Here is a 24,064-nt window from a genome sequence, read left to right as displayed (position 1 = left end):
CTCCTATGGCACCGCGAGATTGCCAGGAATGGTCCACCAAAGCGGTGGCGCTAATGATGGGATCATCCGAACACCGCGATAAATGAGATAACCAATGCCAACCGCAGCAGCCCCTGCAACCACAGGTTTAACGGCTGGGCGCAAATCCGGCATTTCGGGAAGTTCTGGCATACGCCAAGGCTCTGAAGGCGGCTCCACAGGTCTTGGTGTTGGGCGCGGAGCGGGCCTTGGTGAAGGCACTGGCTGTGGATTTGGCTGTGGGACAACTCTGGGCACAGTGCGAGGTAGCAACACTGGAACCGGTAAACGAACGCGGATTCGCACTCTTCTCGGGGCTCTTCTTCTGCGTGTGTTCCGACAGCGGTAGTAATAAACACCATTGGAAGCAGAACCACCCACAGCAGGCCAAACATCGATATTCTGCAAAGGGTTCGCCACAAATGGCATGGTCGGAAAGGCGTAAGACCACATGGTGGTTGCGGGGCCAATGATGCGCTGGTAATTGGCTATATCGCGGTTTAACTGGGCTTCGGCGTCAACCTGACGACCGTTTAACCAAGAAGCAGGCTTGATTTCTCCAACTTCATCTACAAAAGGCCCTTGAGACCATTGCTTCACCATGTCAGGTCGTGTTGAGCCGGGAATTTGAAAACCAGGGTGACCATTTCCCAAACAAGGTGTTGTGGGAGAAATCGCTTGGTGAAGTACACCACAGAATCCACCAATCTGGCGGTGCGCAGCGACGCCAATCTGACCCATTGTCATGGTTGGCACGTTACAACCTGCTACGATTGCCCGCTGGATTACTGGAAGTCTTCCCTGTGGCGATGCGCCATCCAACAACTTAGCTTGAGGAATGGGTGCCGAAGGATGCGGTCGGTTATCGCCAAAAGATTCCACCGCAGATTCTGGGATGAGATAGAGCTTGCTCTCTGGAGTCTCCAGCGACTGCAAATCAGTAAACAGGCTTTCAACCTCAGACTGCTCCATCATCTCGCCGAGAAATTCAAGGTCGTGGGAAGGTGATTCCGAGCCTACGACTTCCGCAGATTCTGCCGCCCCCATCCTTTGTGGGAAACGCCCGATCGAGCCTTGCGGTGACGACACACTGAAGCGCTTACCTGCAGCAAATGCATCACCACCCCGATCAGCCTCTTGCTCGTAAGTGTCACCTGCACCTTGAAGTTTCGAAAACGCCAGTCCTCTGCGCTGCTGCACCACATGCGTCAACTCATGCCCGATCAAACGTAAGCCTTCCGGTGTATCAGGCCGATAGAATCCGCTACCGAAATAGACATCATTGCCTGCGGTAAATGCCTTTGCTTCGAGTTGTCGGGCATAATTTTGCGCCGTACCACCGGTGTAAAAATTCACATCCGGCAGCGCAGTACCGAAGGTCTGTTCCGCACGCTCTCTTAAAGATTGCGGAATAGCACCATCAGGTTGAGTCGCACTCGTGCTGACAGTGGGCTTTTTCAATACTGGGCTGTTCGCAGCTGCTTTGGCGGCGCAAGCAGAACAAGTGCCTCCTGTCGGTGCTGCATTCCCACAGCCGCATTTTTTCTGAATCACAAAACCGTTACGTGGGGTATTGGCCGCTTTCTCAGCATGAGATTTTTGCAGTGTCAGCGAAGAGAACTCAGCCATAATCTAAATCCCCCGCTTTAATAGGACGTTCCAGCTTTTGAAGCTCTGCCGCGGCGGCTTCCATCAGCCACCGCATAGACACCGATTCATTGTATTGCGCCGCGAGAAACGCACCATTCAACGCAACATTGTGGATACTGCCGCCTGTGAGGTTAAGTCGAGCAAGCCGAGCTGGGTTAACGTCGGAAGCCAATGGAGTTTGGATCGGGAATACAGAGCGCCAGATCTTCTCTCTTTCCGCTGGCGCTGGGAATGGAAAATCCACCACAAAACGCAGACGACGCATAAAGGCTTTGTCGATTTGGGATTTTAGATTGGTGGCGAGAATCGCCAATCCGTTGAACATTTCAATCCGTTGCAGCAAGTCATCGATGCCAATATTGGCGAATCTATCATTGCTGTTTTTCACCTCGCTTCGCTTGCCAAACAGTGCATCAGCTTCATCAAAGAAGAGGATGGCTCCACAGCGCTCAGCCGCCTGAAATAAGGCGCGCATTTGCTTTTCGCTTTCGCCAATGTATTTGCTGATCACACTGGCAAGATCGATACGGTAAAGATCGAGGTTCAGGGTATTAGCAATCACCTCTGCTGCCATGGTTTTCCCTGTCCCGCTTTCACCGCTGAACATGGCGCTAATGCCCATGCCCCGGCTCATGCGTTCACGAAATCCCCAGGACTGATAAACACGGCTGCGAAGAGCAACCTGAGAAGCAAGCTGCTCCAACATCTTAGTTTGGGATTCCGGTAACACCAGATTCTCCCAACTGGCTTTGCACTCGATGCGTTGGGCGAGTTTCGAAAGCTCAGTAGACGCGCCACGTTGGCAGATTTTCCAAAGTGCTTTTTCAAATTCTGAGTCATTGTTTGCGCCACTTTGGGCAGCAGCCACTGAGGCAGAGCGGAAAATGTCTGGCTCGCTCATCGAAAACTGTTCGGCCAATCTTGCAGGGAGCTGTTTGTCTTCAACCGGAAGCAACTCTGACCAAATCGATTCCTGCTCTTGCACCGTGGGGCGTTTCACTTCAAGCGGAAAGCTTCTACTTGAAAGGGCTGCAGAAGCGCGACCTGTCTCAATCAACACCAATCCACGCAATCTCTCGACAAACTGCGCAGCCAGCTTTTGCTTTGGCGCATCGTCCGCTTCTTCGACCAATAGCAGCATGGGTAAAAGACTCGCTTCCCGCAGCCAGAGCCTTGCTAATGCATCTAAATCGTTCGCTCGAGAAGGTAGATTAGCTGCATTGATCCGTTGCAAACCGGTATTTAGCTCGGACGAAATAGAGACCGCCATTGTGCGCTTAGCGAAGGCATCATCACCAAAAAGCTCAAACACCGTCGAGGTATTATTCATTTCGAAGCGCTGGCTTTGAGAAAGGTAATTTAATGCGGCATCCAACTGTTGGCGCTGGGATGGCATAAGAGAAGCAGCAGATTCTGAATTAGCAGGCTCAAGCAATACGGAAAGGCGTTCATCGATATAGCTAAGGCCTCGGACAAAATTCACCACCCGCTCATCGGCACTCAATACTCCGTCGCCAGAACCTAACGGCTGCCATTCCACCAGCAACCAATAACGAAGTGGGGAATGCGGTGAAAAGCTGCTCCAGTCACATTCCGAGATCCGTGATACACAAAGCATCGCTGTCGGAAATGGATTTGAGTGGTTGCCGGAAAGTGTCGCGCAACGATCTCCCACCAATGGTTCAAGGGCGGCGGCAATCACCAAAGCCAATACGCTCTGGTCGCTTTCATTCAGTCCAAACTGATCGTTCAAGACATTGATTGAACTCGGGTTGCCCACTTTAGCTTCAGAACGAAATCGAGCATTTAAGGATGAAACCGATTCCGACGATGTGGTGCTGTCTTCGTCTGACAGCAATTTGAGCGCCCAATCTACCAAGGCGGCTAAATGAGCGTTGTTCAACGCCTGCCAGCGCTCAAGAGATTGCGCCTCTCTGGCTTGTTGCTGCTCAGAAATAGAAAATTGGATGGACTCAGACATTACGGCACCACCACTACCTGAGTCGGGTCGAAAATCGGTGCCCGAGGGGTAAAGTCAGGAGCAACAGGTGGTCTGTCACGAAGGATAAACCAGCTATCGACACCATCAACACGCAATCTGGCTGGGTAACTGCCTGCAGCCAGTGGCCCAAAGATAAAAACAAGGGTGTTTGTCGCCACTGCGACAGATTCCGCCGTCGCCCCTTCTGAACCGAGCCACATCATGGCTTGTTGTCCGGGATGAACATGCGGGGTAACGCTTAACGTGACAACCACAGTTTGACCATTTCGCACCACACTGGTGGGCGGCAAGGTCATCACTGGGGCGATTTGGGCGGAAAGTTGATTAGATTGTAATGGTTGACCACCAACGTCAGCAGTAAAGAAAAGTGAATAGATACCTGCTGCCCAATTGGCTGCAGCATTCGGCAGTGTCACTGACTGCGCGCGTGCTGTTCCGCCCGCCTCTGCATTGATTGTATGTTCCACCTCCTGTGAGATATGCGAGAGCGTAAATCGAGGATTCGCGCCATCCAGCGCAAAACCTTCGGTGTCCAGGGTATCTCCCAACCTTGCACTGGGCTGCAAGGCGGGAGGGATAATGCGCGCCAGTTGGGGGACTGACGGAACCAGACTTGGCTGGACATCGGGCCCTGTATTACCGGGGCCAATGGTCAATACCGGAAGCGCTTCCCGCGTGCCCTGTTCAACTTGCATCAACACGGTTGATACGCGGTAAGTCGCGGAGGGGCGGTACTGACTTTGCAATGCGCTCCATAACGCGGATTTTTCCGACACAGGCATTGGATGGGGCGCGATACGAATCGCCTCAGCCTGATCAGCCAAACCTGTGTCTGCCAGCGCTTGGAGAAGCGGAGGAAGGCCCGCAGCAATGGCGGGTGAAGGGTTTAGCGCAGTTTGAATTTCTGCGCGGGTAAACCCCGGATGTTCGTGAAGAATTTGCATGGCATAGCCAAGCAATACATCGTTGTGCAAATCCGCGGTGCTATAGGCACTCACGATGTAATACAGATCCAGCGGCAGCGGTGTGTTATTGATTCTATCGCCGTCGCTGTTTCGGGTTGGCAAACATTGGTTTGCCCAGGCAGCGTTGACTTCGGTGTGGTAAAGAAACACATTCAGCGCAGGGACATTATCTTCTTCCTGCGCCAGCATTTGGTCGGGTGGAAGCGCGTGAACAGGCACATTGGTATTCACCACGGTTGCCACGTCGTGATCGACCAAACCATCATTCAACAAATCACGAAGAAGTTGAGTGATACCTGCTATCGCCAACGCGCTACTCATCGTTTGCCCTCATGACGTTCGCGAAGGTAGTCAGTCAGGCTTACTGGTGGCTTCCAGCTTGGCGCTTTTTTCTCACCAGTTTTTGGTGCAGGCACAATGGAAACATGACCAATGGTCACAGACACTTCTAGATGGTCTTGTAGGCTCTCTTCACTTTTTGCTGAAAGAGCTGATTCAACGGGCGAAGCCGATGCCTTGTCATCAATTCGGGTAGAAACCGATTCATCACCTAAGATCGACGCCGCCACCTGCTTGGTGAAGTCACGACGTTTAGCGGACCGTTGCTGAGTTTCAGGTACCACAGAAGGAGACGCTTGCTCTAAATCCCTCAGCTCCGCGAGGGTCATGTTGTTGGACTCAGAGTGACTAAAATCACTTGAGGGAGCCTCAACGTTAGTGGAATTCGTCGGCAGGTTATCTGTGATTCCCCGGCGCTCGACGTTTGAAGAGTGTTGCTCATCGGAAGTTAACTGCACATCCGTTTTGGAACTCTGTATTGAGTGACTCATCACCTTATCTGGTGAAGCGGGACTATCTGGCGACGTTGGAAGCTGTAAGGAGTCAACTTCCCTGTGAAAGCCAGTTTCAATATTTTTATCAATACGTTGCGACAATGAATTGTTTGATGTGGCTGCCGGAGAGGTTTCACTGTGCTGGTTTTGAGTTCGCCCGACCTTCGAATTTGTCGGCTCGGGTGTCAGCCATTCAGTGACACTGTCACTGACAGATTCTGCCCCTGTGTTCGATATGGTCTCTCCCGCGTGGGAGTAATAGGAATGCACAACAGGTTTAAGCGATTGCTCACCGGAGATATTGCGGCGAAGAAATTGGCTGAGACCTCGACTCATCGTACTCCCCTCCTCACTCGATAATCATCGCAATGTGGCGACGGCGACGGGCAGCACTCATGGTGAGAATATCCTGGCTGGACCAACCGTATGCGGACGCGAGCAAATGCACATCCCAAAGCTGTTTCTCAACACTGGCAGAGAGCTGTGCCCAGAACTGGCTGGCAATATCAAATTGATGCAAGGTTTCCGCACCGCACTCCGGACAAGCCGAATTTAGCGACACAATAGAAAGAGGCTCACAGGCCAGCATTTGCTGTTCAATCTGTTCGAACAGCGCCTCCCAGGCACCTTCAGCATTCTCCTTCTCAGCCAGAGAAGCACGGATTTGTTGGAAACCTTCGGGGTCAATCACTCGCTGTGCGAATTGAAACATCATGGCTTCGCTGTTATCCAGCATGCTTAAATCCGCAATACGAGGAAGACGAAACTGGCATGGGATCCCTTCAAGATCCACGTCGTGATAAGCCGGGAGGTACGCATCCGTATCCAGAGAAGCCTGCACCGCATCCCACGCGCTGGAGAGCTCTGGTGAGGCGGTATTCAGGATTTGCGAAACAGTAAATGAGAGTTTGGTTTTCTCTCCACAGCCACTGCACGCCGCTTCTACTTCAATGGCATCACCAAACTGGCGCTGGTAAGCAAGCATCAATAAATGATCTCGGCCAGCAACCGTCCAATCAGGCAATGAAGGCTTCAGCGAATCAGGCACAAACGCCCCCGCCAGAAGTGCCGCTCGCTCCTGCGCTCGACTGGCAGAAGCCGCTTCCCAGACTTCCACCTGACGATTATCATTCAATGCCTGCAATACCATGCCCATCAGCGTCTACTCACTGTTCCGGATGAACGAAACTTGGCTCTTGCGCTGGCGTCACCGTCATACGCTCCCAGCCTTCGTTTTCGATTTTGATGGATTGAATCATGAACGCAGAACTGGAAGCATCGAGTCCAGGCAGCGCTTTGTACTCCGATACCCAGCAGCGGTAAATGCTGTAACTCAGCACCTTCTGGCCAGCTTCATTCATCACTTCCAGAATCAGGTTTTTGTGGAGATCTGCCAGCGATACTTCACCGCCTGGCTCAGTGCCGATTCGCCAAACCTTATTCGCCCACTGCTCGAATTGCAGATTTTCCGTGACACCACGTTCTAGGGTGATGGCTTCAAATTTCACCTGCCCTGGCGACTTGCGCGTGTGAGATGGATCGCCGCCTGCGCGGTATTCATTGACCTCTACCGTGCGGCTGAGACCAGAAACTTTCTGCACTGCCGCCAACACTTCACCACCGGCTTCCTTGATGATGAATTTGTACCCGGGATACGGCACAACCCGTTGACCGTTCACGTTGAGCTGAGACATAACGCCCCCTCGCTACATGTCCATAGAATTCATTGAAGTCGCCGATGACCAACGCCATCGGCGGGAGAGATTAGCTTCCACTGTTGTTCATCAGTTGCAGACTGACGACAACAAATTCCGCAGGTTTGAGGGGCGCAAAGCCCACCAGCACATTGACGATACCGGCGTCGATATCGGCTTGTGTGGTCGTTTCGGCATCACACTTAACCAGATAAGCCTGTTCCGGCGCACTGCCTTGAAACGCCCCCTGACGGAATAGCCCCTGCATAAAGCTGGTAACAGCAATGCGAATTTCCGACCACAAAGGTTCGTCATTCGGCATAAACAGCGACCATTGCAGACCGCGGAAAAGGGATTCTTCGATGAAAAGCGCAGTACGGCGAACAGGAACATACGTCCACTCTGAGGCCAGCTCGTTGGCACCTCGCAGAGTTCGAGCACCCCAGACGATATTGCCGCTGATGCCGCCATTTCGCAGGCAATTCAAACCGATGGGATTGAGCTGTCCGATCTCATTGTTGGTGAGGTTGTGGTTGAAACTAATCACATTGCGAAGGCTTGCAGTGATGCCTGCTGCTGCCGTCCAAATCCCCGCTTCTGAATCACGGCGGGCATATACACCGGCGACAGTACCGCTTGGGGCTATGGTCCGTAAACGGTTGTCGTTATTGGGATCAGGCACCTGAACACGAGGATAGTAAGCGGCTGTGTTACGGTGACGCAGACCTGCTCCTGCCACTTCATCCAGCCATTCAATGGCTTCTTCAGCGCTGTTCACATTCTCTGGCGGGTCAATCAGCATGAATGCACGCTGCTCTTCACAGTAAGCAATCGCTGGGCTAATCACACTCGACATATCCGCGACATTACCGCTGTTCAGATCTGACGCTTCCGGTATCAGCAGCAGATTGAAAATATCAACATCCTCCAGCGCGTATATACCGGTTCTGGCATTGCGGTTACCACGAAGTTGCGCGGCTTGTTGCGCGTTGGAAAGCAGAGAAAGGTCTTCTGCTGCGCCCGCAGTCGCCGCACTTTGGAATCCCGCTGGTGCTGCAGTGTTCATCGCGTACTGCTGGACGTTCGCTCTTGCGCCTGCGCCTACCAAACCCATCACGGTACCGAAGTCACCGGCCGATTCGGCAATCGAGATAACCTGCCCGGCCCGATATTGCGTGCTGTTTCTGCCGCTGAAAATCGCCAATCTGTCACCCCGAACCACCACCAGGCATTGCGCCCAAAGCGGGTCGGCAGGTCGCGTATCACGAATGGCGTTTTGTAGCATCAGCGCCGCGCCTGCCGGGGTGGTCGGTGGTGTGGTGGCATCAACATCTACGTTGTGGACACCGTTCCCGAGATCAATTTGCAGCATATTGTTGGCAGCCACTCCAGCATATTGAAGTGGATCCTGCACATCGGAATAGAAACCGCTTGGCGCGGGCATGTCTGTCCCGACAAAATTAGGGATTTGAACCAGCACAGAGTCATCATTCACCACGTTTTGCACGAAGCGTGTGTTGGTCGAGACCATCGAGACATTGCGATAAGTTTCATTACGAACGGGTACTTCAACGCCATCGACATGTCTGATCTCGGTAACTGATAGATTGAAAAGTGAAGCCGGATCAGACGTCATGTAGTCGATATCGATGCGGATGTGATTGTTCCAGCCACCGGGGTCGGTCACCGATTGTCCCTGGAACTGGCGTCCGGCGTTAAACACCAATGTCGTACCACCATTCCAGCTTTGAACGGATGCGCTGCCGTTTGTCCCACCTCCGATACGTACCGCGATAGATTCGCCGCCGCCATTTGTAAAAAATTGCGACACTGAATAGCTAACTTCGCTGTCGGTGTGAACGCCCCCCAAATGGGTGTCAAAATCTCCGACATGGAACATACGAACCGGTGTGTTCAAAGGCCCTCGGGAAAAGCGACCGACAAACGCAGCGATAGATGTGGCAGCACCACTGATGGAGCGGCTGCCGCTGGGAATTTCCTGGATGTAAACGCCGGGATATGTCAGTGCAACGGGCATGAGTGACCTCCTCAACCATGGCAGAACTCGTATAAATTGGCGTTGGGAGCGGCACAGCGGTCTGACAATACTCATTCGCATTTTGACTAAATCGCCGTGCTCAGAATATGCCACCACAGACACAGTATCAGTGCTGCAATACACAAAGGATGATGGCTAACTATCGCGTGACAGTGTGTTGCAAAAACAAGAGAGGGTTGGTCATGTGGGCGAAAGCGTCAAAAAAGCACGATCGTTCTAAACACCAGTTTTCAGAGTATTAGCAAAAATGTAATCGTTCTTATATCTGATGCGCTTTTTTTAAACAAAAATAGTGTCGACTGCCTTGCTTGGTATGCTTTTTCAGACAGAGAAGGAAAGTATTCGTACGATTGAGTTGTTTGGGTATATCTCCGAACAGCCCTTGTGTTCGGCTGTTCGGGTTCATTTCTTGCAGGATTATTGATTCACAAAAGCGTGGATATAATCAATTTGAGGCTGTTTGGTGAAGGCACCCGGGCGCAATGCCTGAATATCACGGATGATGTCTTGTAACTCCCAACCGCGCTCAAGTAGAAGGTGAGCAGACAATAAACCGGTGCGGCCTGAACCGCCCATGCAGTGCATGACGACCTTGTCGCCATTTGCAATGGCTTGGTGCAATTCTGATTGGCTGGCTTGCCACTTTGTCATGAACGTCGCGTCTGGTGCTTCATCATCTTCGATAACGATGTGGAACCATTTCATGCCAAGTTCCTGAACCAGTTCGCCCAGTTGCTCGACGCCTTTTGACGCCATTTCTTCTTCATTGATAGCAGTCACAACAGCAACCGCACCTTGCGCTTTAAGCTGTTGAAGGCTTTCCAACAGTGACAAGTCTTTGGTTCCCGGGCAAGGGGTCAAAATCAAAGCGCCAGATTCCACTGGCAATTCCCAAGTTGGATGTGTCATCCGATTCTCCCTAATTCTATTTTTCGGTGCAGGATCTTGGGGATGAATTATGACATTTAGATGACAGTGCGCCTACTGCCCAATTTTTGCCTTATTTTGTCTTAGATAAGTCAAAACCTAATGCATCTATGACCTTATCCAGCGTTTTGGAGAGTGCATTAACAAGCGCCTGGTACCCTTCATGTTCTAATGGCGACTGCGCGAAGAAGGTTTGGGATTGAACGATATCACCGTTGCCATCCACCAACATCCAGTCTCCTGCCACGGTTGCGTTACCTTGGTAATCACCATCAAACCGGCTGATGTTGAGTTGGAGCCTAGGCATTTTTCCGCTACTCAATGAGGCATTCGGGTACATGGGCCAATAGTTTGCCTTTGGCTTACGCAGTTGATTAACCAAACGTTCTGTCAGCTGTTGGGAAAGACTCTCAGCCCAGAGGTTATTTTGCGCAATCACAATCTCGGATGGTGACGTTTGATAGGCAATTCCCTCCCCTGCTAGATAGCCCGCAACTTTCACAGGCTGGATCAGCAAGATGGGCTGTTCTTTTCGCAACACGGCCTCTTTCAATTCCTCTTGAGGCAAGAGATACGTTGTGGTTGCGGTGTCAGGCGCGCTGCTACACCCCGCTATCACCGCTACGAATAGCCAGCTAAGCAATGATTTTCTCATTAGCGCTCTCCCTTCACTGGAATTGGATCTGACAACTGGTTTTCACCGAAAATCAGAGAGTCTGGTTTCTGGTTAAGTTTCTTCATTAACGGACTGAATCCATCCATGGCATCGTTGAAACCTGTCAGCGCTTCTTGCAGTTTCTGGTAGGACTCAGAGTCAGGATTGAAGCCGCGCAAGGTTCGCTGAAGCTCTTCCAGTGTATCCCTCAGCTCTTGAGGAAGCTTTTGGGCACCATCCTGTGCAAGCAAGCCATCGAGACGCTGAATCAGACTATCCAGTTCTTTACCCGCAGAATTCAGTGTCACCATGGTTTCTTGGGAAGCATCCAGTGTTTCCTCTAGGGAAGTCAGCACACCTTCGACAGGGAGCTTGTTAATCTTGTTAAGAATGCCGCCGATCTGCCGTTGGAACTGAACAAAATCTCCCGAAACAGACGGAAAGAAGTTATAGCCCCGATAAGTCGTCTGATACGTTTTGTTGGCTTCATCGGGATAGAAATCCGTATCGATATACAGCGCTCCAGTCAGCAGATTGCCGGTTTTTAGCGTGGCACGCAGGCCATGTTTGAACTCGGCTGCGAAAGCCTCTTTCAACTCTGACGGCGTGATTTCAACGTCCGGCTCGAGGATCCGCTCAACTTCAATATGAATAAGTACAGGAATTTGTTTGGACGCAAAGCCCCGCTTTTTATCTGTGAGATGCAGCGGCACTTTCTCCACCGTGCCAATGCGTATACCGCGGTATTCCACGGGTGCGCCGGGGTTTAACCCGCGGACGGATTCACTGAAAAGCAAGGCGTACTCTATGTAGTTATCAAACATTTGCTCCTGAACTTGCTTCAGGTCGTCATAGAGCTTGAACAAGGTCATCTGCTCTGTGATGGGATACCCTTTCGATTGCCCATCTGGGACACCAAAACTCACGCCGCCGCTGACCAGTGACTCCAGAGAGGCGATCTGCACTGCAAAGCCTTGGGCATTGAGGCGAATATCCAACCCTGACGTCAACCAAAAACGGGTTTCACTCTGGATAAGCGCATCGTATGGCTGGAAGATGAAAAGCTGATAGGTCGCCTTTTCTTTTTCCAGATCAAACCCAACCCTCTCTACACGACCAACGGTGTAACCTTCAAAAAGCACGGGGTCGCCCACTGACAACTTCCCTGCTCTTGGCGACGTTAATACAACCCGTAATCCTTTGGCATCTGGTGGGGCAATCGGCGGAATATCGAGCACGGTAAAGGTATCCTGAGATTCTTCCGACACGCCAGGACGCAGAGCGATGTATGCCCCAGAAAGTAAGGTACTAAGGCCTGATACACCTTCTTTGCCGATGCGAGGTTTCACCACCCAGAATGTGGCATCTTCCCGCAACATGCGATCGGCGTTTTTGTCCATCCTCGCTTTCACGACGATGGCTGAATAATCTTTGTTGAGCTGGACATCTGTCACCACACCCACTTTGACATCACGGGCGCGAATTTCGGTTTTCCCTGCTTCCAGTCCGTCAGCGGTTTGAACATGTAAGGTGATCAAGGTGCCTTGATTACTTTCGTATTGATAAAACATCCAAATACCGACCGCGAGAGACACCAATGGCAGAATCCACACTGCGGAAAATGAGCGTCCTTTTTTCACTGTAGCGGTGACTTGTTCTTCCTCACTCATACGTTTTTATCTCTTATTCTTGTGGTTGTGCAGCGCTTGGTAAGACTGGTGGGCTTGCCGCAGGGTCACGGTGTCTAAGTGGGCCCCAGAACACACGAGGGTCAAAAATCAAAGCGGCACACATGGTAAAGAAAACCACCAAGGCAAAATAAAATGCGGCGGGGCCAGGGCTGATACTCATCAAACCCTTTAAGTTGACCAACGCAGAAAGGATGGCGACAACGAACACATCAATCATCGACCAGCGGCCAATCAATTCGGTAAATCGGTAATACTTCAGTTTCTTCAACGCATTAGTGTCATCTTCTTTCCCTTGCTTTTCCGCCCTTAATAGCCAAATCATGATGAGCATTTTGGTCATGGGTACGAAAATACTGGCAATAAAGATGATTGCAGCGATTGGGTAAGAGCCCATGTTCCAGAGCAAGATAACGCCATCCATAATCGTAGATCGTTCGGTACTGCCGAGGCTCACGGTATACATCATGGGGTAAAGGTTGGCAGGCACGTAGAAGATGATCGCGCTGATAAGAAATGACCATGCCCAGCCAATATTCATATCGGGGTTGTATGGGTGTAATCGACTGTTACAACGCTGGCAATGCTTGTGGTGTGGGTCGTTGATTTGCTGACACACCCGACAAGCAACATGGTTTCCAGAAAGGTGTGTGTCTCCCGGTTTCACTTTGCCAGTGGGGTACGAGGGAAACAGGCTTTTCCAAAGCCATTCTTTATCAATCGCCCGGGAGAAAAACACCACCAGCGCACTGTAAGCACAGTAAGCCCAGAAAGCAGTGCCCAGCTCAACGTCTGCCAGTGCGGCAATCTTCACCAGACTGACAATCACCCCTACCAGAAAGATGTCTACCAGCAGCCAAATCTCTACGCGAAATACCAAGCGACTAAGTTGTTTCAACAGTGAAGGCGGTGTGTTGACGCCTCTGCCCTTTGAGGATTTACTGGCAACGTGAAAAAGGAACATCACCAGACTGATGTATATGGCTGGCAAAACAATGATTGTGATGAGCAACATGGCAGCGAGAGCATTGTTGTCGAAGTTATGGAAAACCTTCAGTGCATCCAGCAACGAAATGTTGTTACTGATGCCACTGGCACTGAAAGACATAAAAGGAAAGACGCAACTGAGCGTGAGCATAACCAGACAGGAAATACCGTAAGCCTGCACTTTCGCCGGACTGTTTTCCACCTGACGAACTAGCGTATGCCCGCATCGAGGACAACTCGCTTTACTGCTTCCTTCCATAGGCGGAATCGCAGAAACCAATCCACATTCATTGCATGCGATAAGTAATGGCGAAGGTTTCTGCATAGGATAGGTCCGGATGGATATTCAACTGAGTATACCTAGCGCACTGATCGTCAACGTCTTATCCTTGAAGCAGTACTACGAATTCCGACTGACAAAGCCCGTAAATCGTCACATACAAATACCCAAGCAGCCTGAAGATGCAGGATTCAGCGAGCTTGACTGTCGTTGTGATCGCGGCGTTCCTTTGCCGGTGTAGTCATCTCCATCAAAAAGGAACAACAAAGAGCACGGCGTCAGTCAACTCACCCGAAGGGAGGCCCTCAATGCGCCCACTTCTTCGTTAAATTCCACGGAAATAGAACCACTATTCCTCGCGAAATTTGCCTCGAATTGAACGCATTGATGACCTCTGAATGCGTGCATCTTCAGGTTGTTTGGGTATACCCCAGTCTGGCCATTTTCAGATATTCATTGCCCTATCCAAGGTAAAAGCGCAGAATAGCGCCCCTTTGTCCCAGTCTTCGGCACACTTGCCGACCAAGCCTGCTTTTGGGCACTCACTTACCGAGAAGTTAATTTATGGGTTTTACCGATCTAGGTCTTTCTGCGCCAATCCTCCGTGCTATTCAGGAAAAAGGTTACGACACCCCCTCTCCAATTCAGGCTCAGGCTATTCCTGCAGTTCTGGAAGGAAAGGATGTCATGGCCGCTGCGCAGACAGGTACAGGTAAAACTGCGGGCTTCGTTCTGCCAATCCTTGAACGTTTGAGCGAAGGCTCACGTACTCGTCCAAACCATATTCGTGCACTGATCCTGACCCCAACCCGCGAACTGGCTGCACAAATCCACGAAAACGCCGTGGTTTACAGCCGTCACCTTCGTCTGCGCTCTAGCGTGGTTTTCGGTGGTGTGAAGATTAACCCGCAAATGATGAACCTGCGTAAAGGCACAGATATTCTGGTGGCAACACCAGGTCGTCTGCTTGATTTGTACCAGCAAAACGCAGTGAAATTTTCGCAACTCGAAGTACTGGTGCTGGACGAAGCAGACCGCATGTTGGACATGGGTTTCTTCCGCGACATTAAAAAGATCCTCGACCTGCTGCCGAAGAACCGTCAGAACTTGCTGTTCTCTGCGACTTTCTCAGATGAAATCCGCGATCTGGCCAAAGGTCTGGTGAACAACCCTGTCGAGATTTCAGTAACACCAGCGAACTCAACAGCACGCACTGTTGAGCAGTGGATTTACCCTGCGGACAAGAAAAAGAAACCGGCGATGCTGGCAAAGCTGATTAAAGATGGCGACTGGAAACAGGTACTGGTATTCACCCGCACCAAGCACGGCGCCAACAAGCTTTCCCACTTCCTGAATGATGAAGGCATTACTGCTGCGCCTATTCATGGAAACAAGAGCCAAAGCGCCCGTACTAAAGCGCTGGCTGATTTTAAATCGGGTGATGTTCGCGTGCTGGTTGCAACCGACATTGCAGCCCGCGGTATCGATATTCCACAGCTGCCACAAGTCGTAAACTTTGAAATTCCACACGTAGCGGAAGATTACGTTCACCGCATTGGTCGTACAGGTCGCGCTGGTGAACCCGGCAAAGCAGTTTCACTGGTGTGTGCGGACGAAGCGGATGATCTGTTTGGCATCGAGCGTTTAATTCAACAGTTGCTACGCCGTGAGGAACTGGAAGGCTTCAAGCCAACCAATGCGCTGCCAGAGAAGGCTCTGGATACTCGCCCTATTAAACCAAAGAAACCGAAAAAGCCTAAGAAACCAAAAGCACAAAATGGTGAAGCAAAGGCGGCGCCAAAATCCGGCACAGCAAAAGCCAAAGACGGTCAGCCAAAAACTGACAAAGCACCTCAGAAGAAAAAGCCGTTCAAGGGTAAGCCGCGTAATGGTGGACAATCAGGCCAAAAGCCTGCAGCTAACCAAAACGATAACCGCACCAACAATGGTGAAGGTAAGCCACGCCGCGCAGGCAATGCGAACAGCAATGGCAGCAAAGGGAATGCAAACAAACCGAATAATCGCAAACCTAACCAATCGCGCCGAAAATCTTCTGGTGATAGCGTAAAAGTCAGTTGGGGCAATTACTGATTCGCAAATAACCCTATCTTCAATCAACCTGAAGACACAGGATTCAAAGAGTTTATGTATAAAGGCCAGACGGACGTCTGGCTTTTTTGTACTTCATATTTGGGGTATTCCCGCGTTCTCAAACCACACATCACCTTCCAACGCCAATGACATTCATCAATTTTCGCTTCGCTTTTAAGGTGAGGTAATTCACAGATTTATAGTATCTCCAATACCGAAAAGTTATTCAGGAAGCGTTAAGTTTCATCCATTACTTTGCATACGAAACAAGTTGTTAGACCCAACTTTCGTTTTTAACGCTTGGGTGCTCTGATTGTCTCGCTATTTACAAGGAAAAGAAAAACGCAGGGATTTACAGCTCTAAACAATTATTGACGGCTGAAAAATATAAGCGTGGTGGTCACTCATTTTACGCACGGACCATCCCTCAGAAATAGCGCGAAGAGCCCCGTTCAACTTTTGGGATTGTTTAATCCCATTCAGGAGATATTTTATGAAACGTGTTGTTATTGCTTCTGCCGCACTTTTTATGGCTCAAGGCGCTATGGCTTCTTCTTACGTCACTGGTAACCTGCAGTTCCACAGTCATGGCGACAAAATGCATGGTTCAGATGCCACTTCAACATTAGAAGCAGGCCATACCTTTAATAACGATATGGGTGGTTTTACCCTATATACCGAGTTTGACGGCATTCAGATTGGCGACATTCATACTGCTGATTCTGCATACATCACACTGGGCGGTGAGCAGTCATTCAGCATCAACGAAAACCTTTGGGTCGCTGCAGGTTACCAGCACCTTCTGCATGAAGGCGATACGATCCAGTACCGTCCATTGGTGAAAATCGGCTACAACTTCGATAACGGAGTACAAATCAGCAACCGTACCCGTGCTCACATCCACGAAGAAAGTGGTAATGACACCGACTGGCGCTTCGACACCCGCATTGCATACGCGGTAAACAGCGATGTCGCGCTGAGCTACAACAATGTGTACATGTATGCTGGTGATTACGATGCTAATGGCGATGCAAAAGACCACAGCATGGACCATGAGCTTCGCGCAACCTGGACCCGAAGCGGTGTGCAACCATACTTTGAGTATCGTAACCAAGGTGATAACACCAACAATGCATTTGTATTCGGTGCGTCGTTGAGTTTTTAAAATCAACTCACACATACACAACAAAGGGAGCCAAATGGCTCCCTACTCTTGCTTAGCTTCTAGTTGCTCAAGCTCAGGCAACGTCTCTCTCACCAACATCTTCTTCATCACCAACGCTTTCAATTGTTTATCAACAATATCCAGCTCCTCTTTTGCCTTTTCAACTTCACCATCGCTGATCAGTTTTTCAGCAAAAGAAATGCGGGCAACGAGCGGAGACAAACTAATCGCGTAGTTTTCCAATCCTCTGGCGAGGGCTTGAACCTGGTCTGCTCGACCACTTTTGGCGTACAAGCTGATGTTCGCAGCTCGTGTTCGGGCGGTTTCAAATTTCTCATTCATTGCATCAAATTCTGCAACCAGTCCAGACTGCCAGTGTTGAAGAGACTTGGCCACCTGTTCCGCTTCCGGCGTTTCGGGGAAAAGAAATTGAAGACTGTCGGCGTACTCCATACCCGCTGCATAGTTATCGCCAATATTCGATGCTGTGAGTATCGAGACTTTATCTGCATAACTTGGAAGCAGCTGTGACTGATATTCCTTCAAAGCCTGAGAGCCATATTCCGCTCGTATCGACTGTGCTTCTTCCAAGGAAATCACCTTGGGTTCAGCGCCGGCAATAGTCAGGGTTGAAAGAGGCGTTTCTGCGCTGCCCTGCACTTCCAACAATCCATATAGCAGTGCCGCACCAACGGCCAGACCACCCATAAAAATGAGTGCACTAGCGTTTTGCTTTTTCACTTCTACCTCAACGGGAGGAGGCGCAATTGCAACACCTTTGCTTTGGCGCTCTAAGCGATCGATATGCTCGAAGATGGTAAAGCCAAGTACGTCCAAATCGTCGACTTTACCTCCGCCATTTTTGGAAAGGTTTCTGTCTATCGCTTCAAGGGCACGCTCACAACGGTATAAATCACGAAGCTGACCGATACTTGGCTGAATCGCGCGAACCTCCTCGCCGATACGTCCAAGCATCCAGCGATAGAGCTCAGCACGTTTAGCATGAGGCATATTCTCATCGTCAGGTGCACGCAGCACCGCCACCTGAAGTTCTAAACCGTTGGCAAAGCCAGAGAGGCCCTGCGTTTTTATCGAGGCGACGGTGAAGTAGATGGCAACGAGAAGATCTGCCCCTTCTTCTGTCGCCACTTTTTCACAAAGCTCACGAACCTTGGTCCAGTCCGTCGAGCCAGCAAGCGGGTTAAAGCGTCGGTTTATCTCGCTGCGTATTTTCTGGTAGTCAGAAGAGTCCCGCAGTTTTGCGCTATTTTCTGCCAGTTTTACGCCATCGATGTCCGTCAACATCCACTGCGACACTGTGTTTGTCCTTGTTTTTATATTCAAGCCACCGAAAGTCAGTTGACCTTTGGTGGCTTGGTTTTATTGTCGTTAATATAAGGTTCGCGACAGGTTGAATCCTCTGAATATCGACGCAGTAAACGGATTGCTGTCTGCCTCAGAGTGCAGACGGTACATCACGTTTCCACCGTCAATGTTAAAGCGATAATCAACACTGGTAGAGCTTGAACCCACAACCTCGGCCTGTTCCAGCAAGCGGAAAAACGCCCAAGGTCCTCGAATACTGATCCCTCTTGGCGAAGCATTCGCTGCCACAGGAACCAGAGTGATTTTGCTGACCGCAGCTTCACGAAGTGTATTTGGCCATACCAACCCTACGTTTTTGCGTGGTCCGTGACTGTATTCAACATACTGGCCATCAATGTTGATAACAGAACGTCTTTTGTTCGCGCTCAGCTCAATCGGCTCAAGCGTGAACTCAACATCCAGCACGCCCTTGCGATTGAAGAATGCACCTTGAATCGCTCTTGCACGATCAATCTGATTCAGCACATCTTGGCGGATAAGGGTTTTGTCCCCTTCTTCTGAAGTAAACTCGCCCGTGTCTTCAAGGAACATTCGTAGGTTGCTTTCGTAGAAGTTATTCAGGATGCCATTAGGTGCAAAGAAAGCTTCGAAGTCTTCCAGCGCCACATCTTTAGAAGAACGCACATTAAACGGGTAACGCGAAGCGAGTTTGCTTTGGAACGGATTGAATACATCTGCCGCCCAACGAACTTCCAGATAACGAATCGCTTCCTGACGAATCACATACCAGCTCTCATCTGCCAGTTTTTTCAGCATGATGTCGTAAGGTTGTGGCATACCAGATGCAATGCGTTGAAGCACATAAATAGGGTCAGAGTTATTCAGCGATAGACGCGCTTTAGTCGCGTCCAAAGCGGCTTTACCGACATCCGGAGCATCGTTGATTGACTTCATGTACGCAGTCAGTTGGGTGACCGCATCCATCACTTCATCAAGGTAAATCGGTTTGCCCGGTTCGGTTTCCGAAAGCCCATTCAATGAAGAGAATTGGTTATCAACCATCGCTGCGACGCGATAGCGTGGAGACTTAATCAACTCTTCTTTCGCTGCGTCGCCTTCAGGCAAGGCCGGGAACAAGTCTGTGTTATCCGTGACTTCTTCAAGCAAGCGATGCAGAGGTTGGTTGTTACCTGTAATACTTTCCAGCACAAGCACCGCGTTATAGATATCCGGGAAAGATTTCACGTCGATATCGTTGGTCGCACGACGCCAGGTATCAGAGTAATCCGCCACATACAGGCTGCGGATCTTATCTCTCAATACGCGCTTATCTTCATCAGAGAAATCTATCGATTCAACCTGCCCCAGTACCCAACTATCTACCAGCGCCAGTTCTGAAACAGAATCTGATTCAGGAATGAAGTAGGTTTCGAAACCTTTCTTGGTCAGGATACGCGGGATATCAAGGTTGTTCGCTTCCGAAACACGTTCGGTAAAGACCACATCAAACACAGGACCGATAGAGGTCGCCAAATTGATTGGAGAGCCTAAAATCGCCGTCGATGCTTGCTTGAGATTACGGTAAACACGTTGTTCGATTGGCATACGGCTCAGTTCGCGCTGGGCGTTGTAAATGAGTCCATCGTATGGCGCCAATACTCTCTCTGCGTCTTCCTGTCCATCAACACGGTCACCCACCAGATCGGTATGCTCCATCGCGTAATCTAAATGCTGCATCAGGCGTTCTTGTGTTTCACGGTCGCCTTCGTACTGTTCTTGCCACTTGCTGGCAAAATAATTCTGCACCATGTTCTGATAACGGCCATCATCGTCCGTCATCATGCGGAAAACACGCAACGAACCCAGTTTGTTTTCGTCATCGTCTGCACCAACAACATCGGCAGCTGCCACTTTCATCAAAGCTGGCAAGTAACGATTTTCAAGCAGGCTGAGATACGTGCTTTCGACTTGTGGCCCAATGACATGGCCTTGGTACAAACCTAAATCTGAAATGAACTTCGGTTTTTCACGGAAGAAACCAAACTCCAGTGTGGCCTGACGAATCGTATCCAACGGCGCGAGGATATCGACGCCATTGTCGATAATTGCCTCTGATGCATAGTTGTTCTCGTACTCGTTGACCTTGGCTAATACTGCATCCGCCTGTTTTACGTTTTTCAGGTAGTACTTGTGCCAGGAACCGATCAATAGAAGAGACGCGATACCACAGGCAACGGCCGACAACATAATCACGCGGCGCTTGGTTTTCGCGACACGGAAGTTATCCGACGCCAAGCCTGCTTCCGGATAAATGACGTTATTGAACAGATTCTGAGTGAAGTAAGTGGTGGAGTTTGCGGCATTTTGTGCCGTATTCACCGCATGGGAAATACCGTAGCGGCGAGAGGCAGAATCGATAAACGCATTGGTCGGCACACCTTGCTGATACACGGAGGTGAAATACACGCCACGCACCAATGCCGATGTAGAAAACTGGTCACTACCAAATGCATCTTGAAGGAACTGCTTTAACACATCATGCAGACCTGCCATTTGACGGCTAAAGCTGTACATAGCAGTGCGATCTTCACCATCGAAACACTGCATCAAGGCTGTCGGCAGCATCTTGTTAACGCGTTCGACAAACTGCCCGAAGTCTTTATCAAACTCATTCAGCCAGCTATCGAGATCGTCCACGGAATCCAATGTGAAAGTGAAGCCCATGACTTCTTCACGCTCCGCTTTGGAGTAGTTACGGAAGAAGGGTTCAAAGCCGTGAAGCAGGTCGAGCTTAGTCAGCGATACATAAACAGGCAGACGGGTAGAAAGGGTTTCCATCAGCTCGCGAAGACGGGCACGGATCAGATTTGCATGTGCGCGGCGCTCAGTCGTCGTTGCCGTGGCAAGTTTAGCCACATCCAGCGCAATCACTACACCATTTAACGGGCGGCGGCTTCGCGTTTTTTCAAGCCATCTTACGAAGTGGATCCAGAGACGGCGCTCCATCTCCCCTTCACCATCGCTGCTGGTTGCACGTTGGGTTAGTAGCTCACCATCAGGGTCGATAAGTACTGAGTCATCACCAATCCACCAGTCGAAGGAAAACGGATTTTCACTTTTCTTGCCTGATGCACGCATGACCGATGAGAAAACAAAGTTCTGACCTGAGCGGTTAATTAGGCTTGTTTTACCTGCATTCTCTGGCCCCAAAACCAAATACCAAGGTAAGGCATACAGGTAGTTTCGTTTGTTCAGACTCTTTTGCAGTGCAGTCATCACCTGATTGAGTTCAGCTTCCTGACGCTCTTCATAGCGTTGGATTGGGTCTTCCTGAAGCTGACGTTCACGCGCCTGATCTGCATGGTAGCCTTTGAGTTTTCGCCATTGCAAAAAGCCCCAAGCCGCCAGCCAGAAAAGGGAGAAAATCACACTGGTAATAAGGCGCGCTGTAACAGGCTCCAGCGGGTGGCTCTCGTCAATTTTAAGCCACGGACCCGCCCACCATATCGCGACATTGATCAAGACGAAAATGGCCACCAGCAATATAGGTAACGCCGATTTCATGGCGGGTAGCATTTTCAGAAGAAGCGATTTTAACTTGCTGAACATTTCTTTCGATCCCTGCTTAAATTATGACTTCGCAATGTTTTCTAAACGTTGAATCAATGCGGGTTCCCAATCGGTGAGCGAGGTATGGTTGGCCTGCTCTAAAAGTTGGTGGTAGTGCTGATCTGCCATGGCAGAAAGGTTGTGACGCTTCATGACATCTGCTGAGAGCATGCGCCAATAAAACTGGTCTCTCGGTTCTTTGGATGTTGATAGGCCATCATTGAGCATGGCTAACGCCACCGACAGGCCGCCTTCATCTGCGAGGGTGAATGCTTCTTTGCGCTTTCCATCCCAATCAGAGGTGGTTGCTGAGCCCATACTTGTGGTGTCACCTTCATCAAGCCAACGACGTGTTTCTTCGCCAACATAAGGCATGCCGCCTTTGAAGCTAAGTTCAGCCACCGCAGGCACACGCTTCACAAAACTGCGAACTTCCGAAGCGATGGTATCTGCCCACTCTGCGTTGCCGAGTTTGAGCGCGATGCGATAACTGAGAAAATGACCGTCAATCCAGTAAGGAGCTACAGTGAGGCTTTGCTCTACCTTGCGCCAAAGTGCGTGGTCCGCACCCCGGCTGAGTTGATCTTCATACTCTGAAATTCGGTCTGCCGAGACTGGCATAAGCTGTGTTTCACCGTTCGCCTCGGCATCCGGCGCAGAGGTAATAGAGAACCACACGGCAAAGCGACGAAGACGGAGTGCCAATGCAATGCCGCCGTCCAACTCGGAGACAAATTCAGCCACTTTCAGCAGCGTTTGTTTAACAGCGCGGTCTGAGCTGCCATCTATCTCCAGTTTCGGAGAAGGTGCACTGGCTGACGAGGACGCCGTTTCAGAGGGTGCCGATGAAGGTACCTGTTGAACTTGCGGCTCTGGGGTTGCCAGTTTTCGTTTCAGCAAGGAAGCGATATCTAACACACCTTCTGTCGGCAGATCTTTTTCTTCTGCAGCCACTTCTAGTTCTTTTAGCGCTTTCTCCACTTCTTCTTTCTGATCGACATCGAACATGGAGAAATCGAGCTTCTCAGCCGCTTTCTCGGTGCGCTGAACAATCTGGGAGAAGAACTTACGACGCGGCAATACGCCACGCGGGCCGGGAGCGGGATAACAAGTATCCCAGTAAGCAGCGATGAAATCCGCCAGGATAAACACCGATAGAGTGAAACGCTCCGGTGAAGACTGATACTGCAAACACTGCAGAAGATGAGTCAGCAGTTTGAGGTCTTTGGTTTGCGTCTCAATCAGCTTCATCGCACTTTGTTCAGCTTCCCCCCACTGCACTTCTGCGTGAGAAAGTGAGCCGACTTTCATCATTTGGGTTTCAACAAAGTCCAACAGTGCGTCGTCCAACAGACGTTCACCGACTGGGTTTTCTCCGGCAATCGGCTTAGCGACTCTTTCTCGGTAGGTTTGCATATCCATGATTTGCTCCCCTACCAACGACATGTCTGGCGCATGGGTTTGATGCTCTCGCGCAAGTCGGCAGTATCAAACGTCAGGTTACCGATCGCTTCCAAATCAGAGCGAAGCACCGCGCGTTGGCCAGACATTAATGCCTTCATCACATCAATAGCTGGAATACCACGACCCGCACGCATGATGTTGCCAGTGTCATCGCTTAACCAACGCTGGGTGACACTGTAACCTGAAGACGCCATTACTTCCGCTTTACCCTCAGATGTTGCGGTTGGCAGTATCAACTCAACCCGGCTGATATTGTCGATACAGCTGAACATCAGAATGGGCATTTCATTCTTTTTCTGGTTTCTGTCAGGCAATGCAGTCGCTGTCATCCAAATGCCAGATTTGGGTTCAGCCCGATTGGCGTAGCGAAGCGCAAAACCGGTTTCATCTTCATTTCGCTCAGATTCGCTCTGTTTTGCGCGTTCCCATGCTTCCGGTTTTTGCACAATGACAGCGGCTTCTGGCTGACCAGAAACCGGCGTTTTGAACACCTCATCAAAACACGCCAGCCGGTCGAGCCTCGCTGGAATATTCACACACTCGGAGGCGCTTTGAATCAGTGCCTTGTTGTCAGTCTCGTTTGCCAGCGTGTTTGCGCTTGAGAACGCCAGCCCCACCATTAAACACAAAGAGATTGGTCGGTACGTCATA

General features: G+C 50.4%; 17 protein-coding genes. 2 read left to right on the top strand and 15 right to left on the bottom strand.

From position 1 onward, the window contains the following. Window positions 1-3: 3 nt before the first annotated feature. The 11 genes from D515_RS12160 to D515_RS12110 form a co-directional block, all read right to left on the bottom strand. A complete protein-coding gene (locus tag D515_RS12160) occupies window positions 4-1,647 on the bottom strand; it encodes an eCIS core domain-containing protein (protein ID WP_002538819.1) in 1,644 nt (547 codons plus the stop codon). After that, window positions 1,640-3,649 carry an ATP-binding protein gene (locus tag D515_RS12155; protein ID WP_002538818.1) on the bottom strand — a complete coding sequence of 670 codons (2,010 nt, stop codon included), beginning with the start codon at window positions 3,647-3,649 and terminating at the stop codon, window positions 1,640-1,642. Before D515_RS12155 ends, D515_RS12160 begins: the two co-directional genes overlap by 8 nt. Continuing rightward, window positions 3,649-4,956 carry a Pvc16 family protein gene (locus tag D515_RS12150; RefSeq protein WP_002538816.1) on the bottom strand — a complete coding sequence of 436 codons (1,308 nt, stop codon included), beginning with the start codon at window positions 4,954-4,956 and terminating at the stop codon, window positions 3,649-3,651. Before D515_RS12150 ends, D515_RS12155 begins: the two co-directional genes overlap by 1 nt. Continuing rightward, the gene (locus tag D515_RS12145) at window positions 4,953-5,804 is read right to left on the bottom strand and encodes a hypothetical protein (protein ID WP_002538815.1); all 852 of its coding nucleotides are present in this window, start codon (window positions 5,802-5,804) and stop codon (window positions 4,953-4,955) included. The genes D515_RS12150 and D515_RS12145 overlap by 4 nt, the downstream gene beginning before the upstream one ends. Before the next feature lie 13 nt (window positions 5,805-5,817). Then, window positions 5,818-6,624: a T4 family baseplate hub assembly chaperone gene (locus D515_RS12140; RefSeq protein ID WP_002538813.1), complete on the bottom strand. Its 807-nt coding sequence runs from the start codon at window positions 6,622-6,624 to the stop codon at window positions 5,818-5,820. A gap of 10 nt (window positions 6,625-6,634) precedes the next feature. Further along, window positions 6,635-7,162, bottom strand: coding sequence for a phage tail protein (locus D515_RS12135; RefSeq protein WP_002538811.1), 528 nt, complete (start codon window positions 7,160-7,162; stop codon window positions 6,635-6,637). Window positions 7,163-7,232: 70 nt separating this feature from the next. Further along, window positions 7,233-9,200 (bottom strand): phage tail sheath family protein, encoded by a 1,968-nt coding sequence (locus tag D515_RS12130; protein WP_002538810.1) that lies wholly within the window; start codon window positions 9,198-9,200, stop codon window positions 7,233-7,235. A 438-nt stretch (window positions 9,201-9,638) separates the two neighbouring features. After that, a complete protein-coding gene (locus D515_RS12125) occupies window positions 9,639-10,130 on the bottom strand; it encodes a phosphatase domain-containing putative toxin (protein ID WP_002538809.1) in 492 nt (163 codons plus the stop codon). Window positions 10,131-10,221: 91 nt separating this feature from the next. After that, complete coding sequence (locus tag D515_RS12120; RefSeq protein WP_039850011.1) at window positions 10,222-10,803, bottom strand: PqiC family protein; 582 nt, start codon at window positions 10,801-10,803, stop codon at window positions 10,222-10,224. Further along, a complete protein-coding gene (pqiB, locus tag D515_RS12115) occupies window positions 10,803-12,473 on the bottom strand; it encodes an intermembrane transport protein PqiB (RefSeq protein WP_002538807.1) in 1,671 nt (556 codons plus the stop codon). Before pqiB ends, D515_RS12120 begins: the two co-directional genes overlap by 1 nt. 13 nt (window positions 12,474-12,486) lie before the next feature. Further along, window positions 12,487-13,803, bottom strand: a complete 1,317-nt coding sequence (locus D515_RS12110; RefSeq protein ID WP_002538806.1) for a paraquat-inducible protein A — start codon at window positions 13,801-13,803, stop codon at window positions 12,487-12,489. A gap of 519 nt (window positions 13,804-14,322) precedes the next feature. On the opposite strand from D515_RS12110, the gene D515_RS12100 reads away from it, so the two are divergent. Beyond that, on the top strand, window positions 14,323-15,849 hold the full coding sequence (locus D515_RS12100) for a DEAD/DEAH box helicase (protein WP_002538805.1): 1,527 nt from the start codon (window positions 14,323-14,325) through the stop codon (window positions 15,847-15,849). A 493-nt stretch (window positions 15,850-16,342) separates the two neighbouring features. Beyond that, window positions 16,343-17,014: an oligogalacturonate-specific porin KdgM family protein gene (locus tag D515_RS12095; protein WP_002538804.1), complete on the top strand. Its 672-nt coding sequence runs from the start codon at window positions 16,343-16,345 to the stop codon at window positions 17,012-17,014. 42 nt (window positions 17,015-17,056) lie between these two features. Here D515_RS12095 and D515_RS12090 read toward each other — a convergent pair whose 3' ends face one another. The 4 genes from D515_RS12090 to vasI form a co-directional block, all read right to left on the bottom strand. Continuing rightward, entirely contained in the window at window positions 17,057-18,331 is a 1,275-nt protein-coding gene (locus D515_RS12090) for a type VI secretion system ImpA family N-terminal domain-containing protein (RefSeq protein WP_002538803.1), read from the bottom strand. Between the two features lie 72 nt (window positions 18,332-18,403). Then, entirely contained in the window at window positions 18,404-21,949 is a 3,546-nt protein-coding gene (gene tssM / locus D515_RS12085; RefSeq protein WP_002538802.1) for a type VI secretion system membrane subunit TssM, read from the bottom strand. 21 nt (window positions 21,950-21,970) lie between these two features. Beyond that, a complete protein-coding gene (gene tssA / locus D515_RS12080) occupies window positions 21,971-23,371 on the bottom strand; it encodes a type VI secretion system protein TssA (protein ID WP_002538801.1) in 1,401 nt (466 codons plus the stop codon). An 11-nt stretch (window positions 23,372-23,382) separates the two neighbouring features. Then, window positions 23,383-24,063, bottom strand: coding sequence for a type VI secretion system-associated protein VasI (gene vasI, locus D515_RS12075; RefSeq protein ID WP_051997508.1), 681 nt, complete (start codon window positions 24,061-24,063; stop codon window positions 23,383-23,385). Window position 24,064 lies beyond the last annotated feature (1 nt).

The sequence above is a fragment of the Grimontia indica genome (assembly GCF_000333895.2).
Classification (GTDB): Bacteria; Pseudomonadota; Gammaproteobacteria; order Enterobacterales; family Vibrionaceae; genus Enterovibrio; species Enterovibrio indicus.
This window is presented reverse-complemented; position numbering and strand designations above follow the sequence as displayed.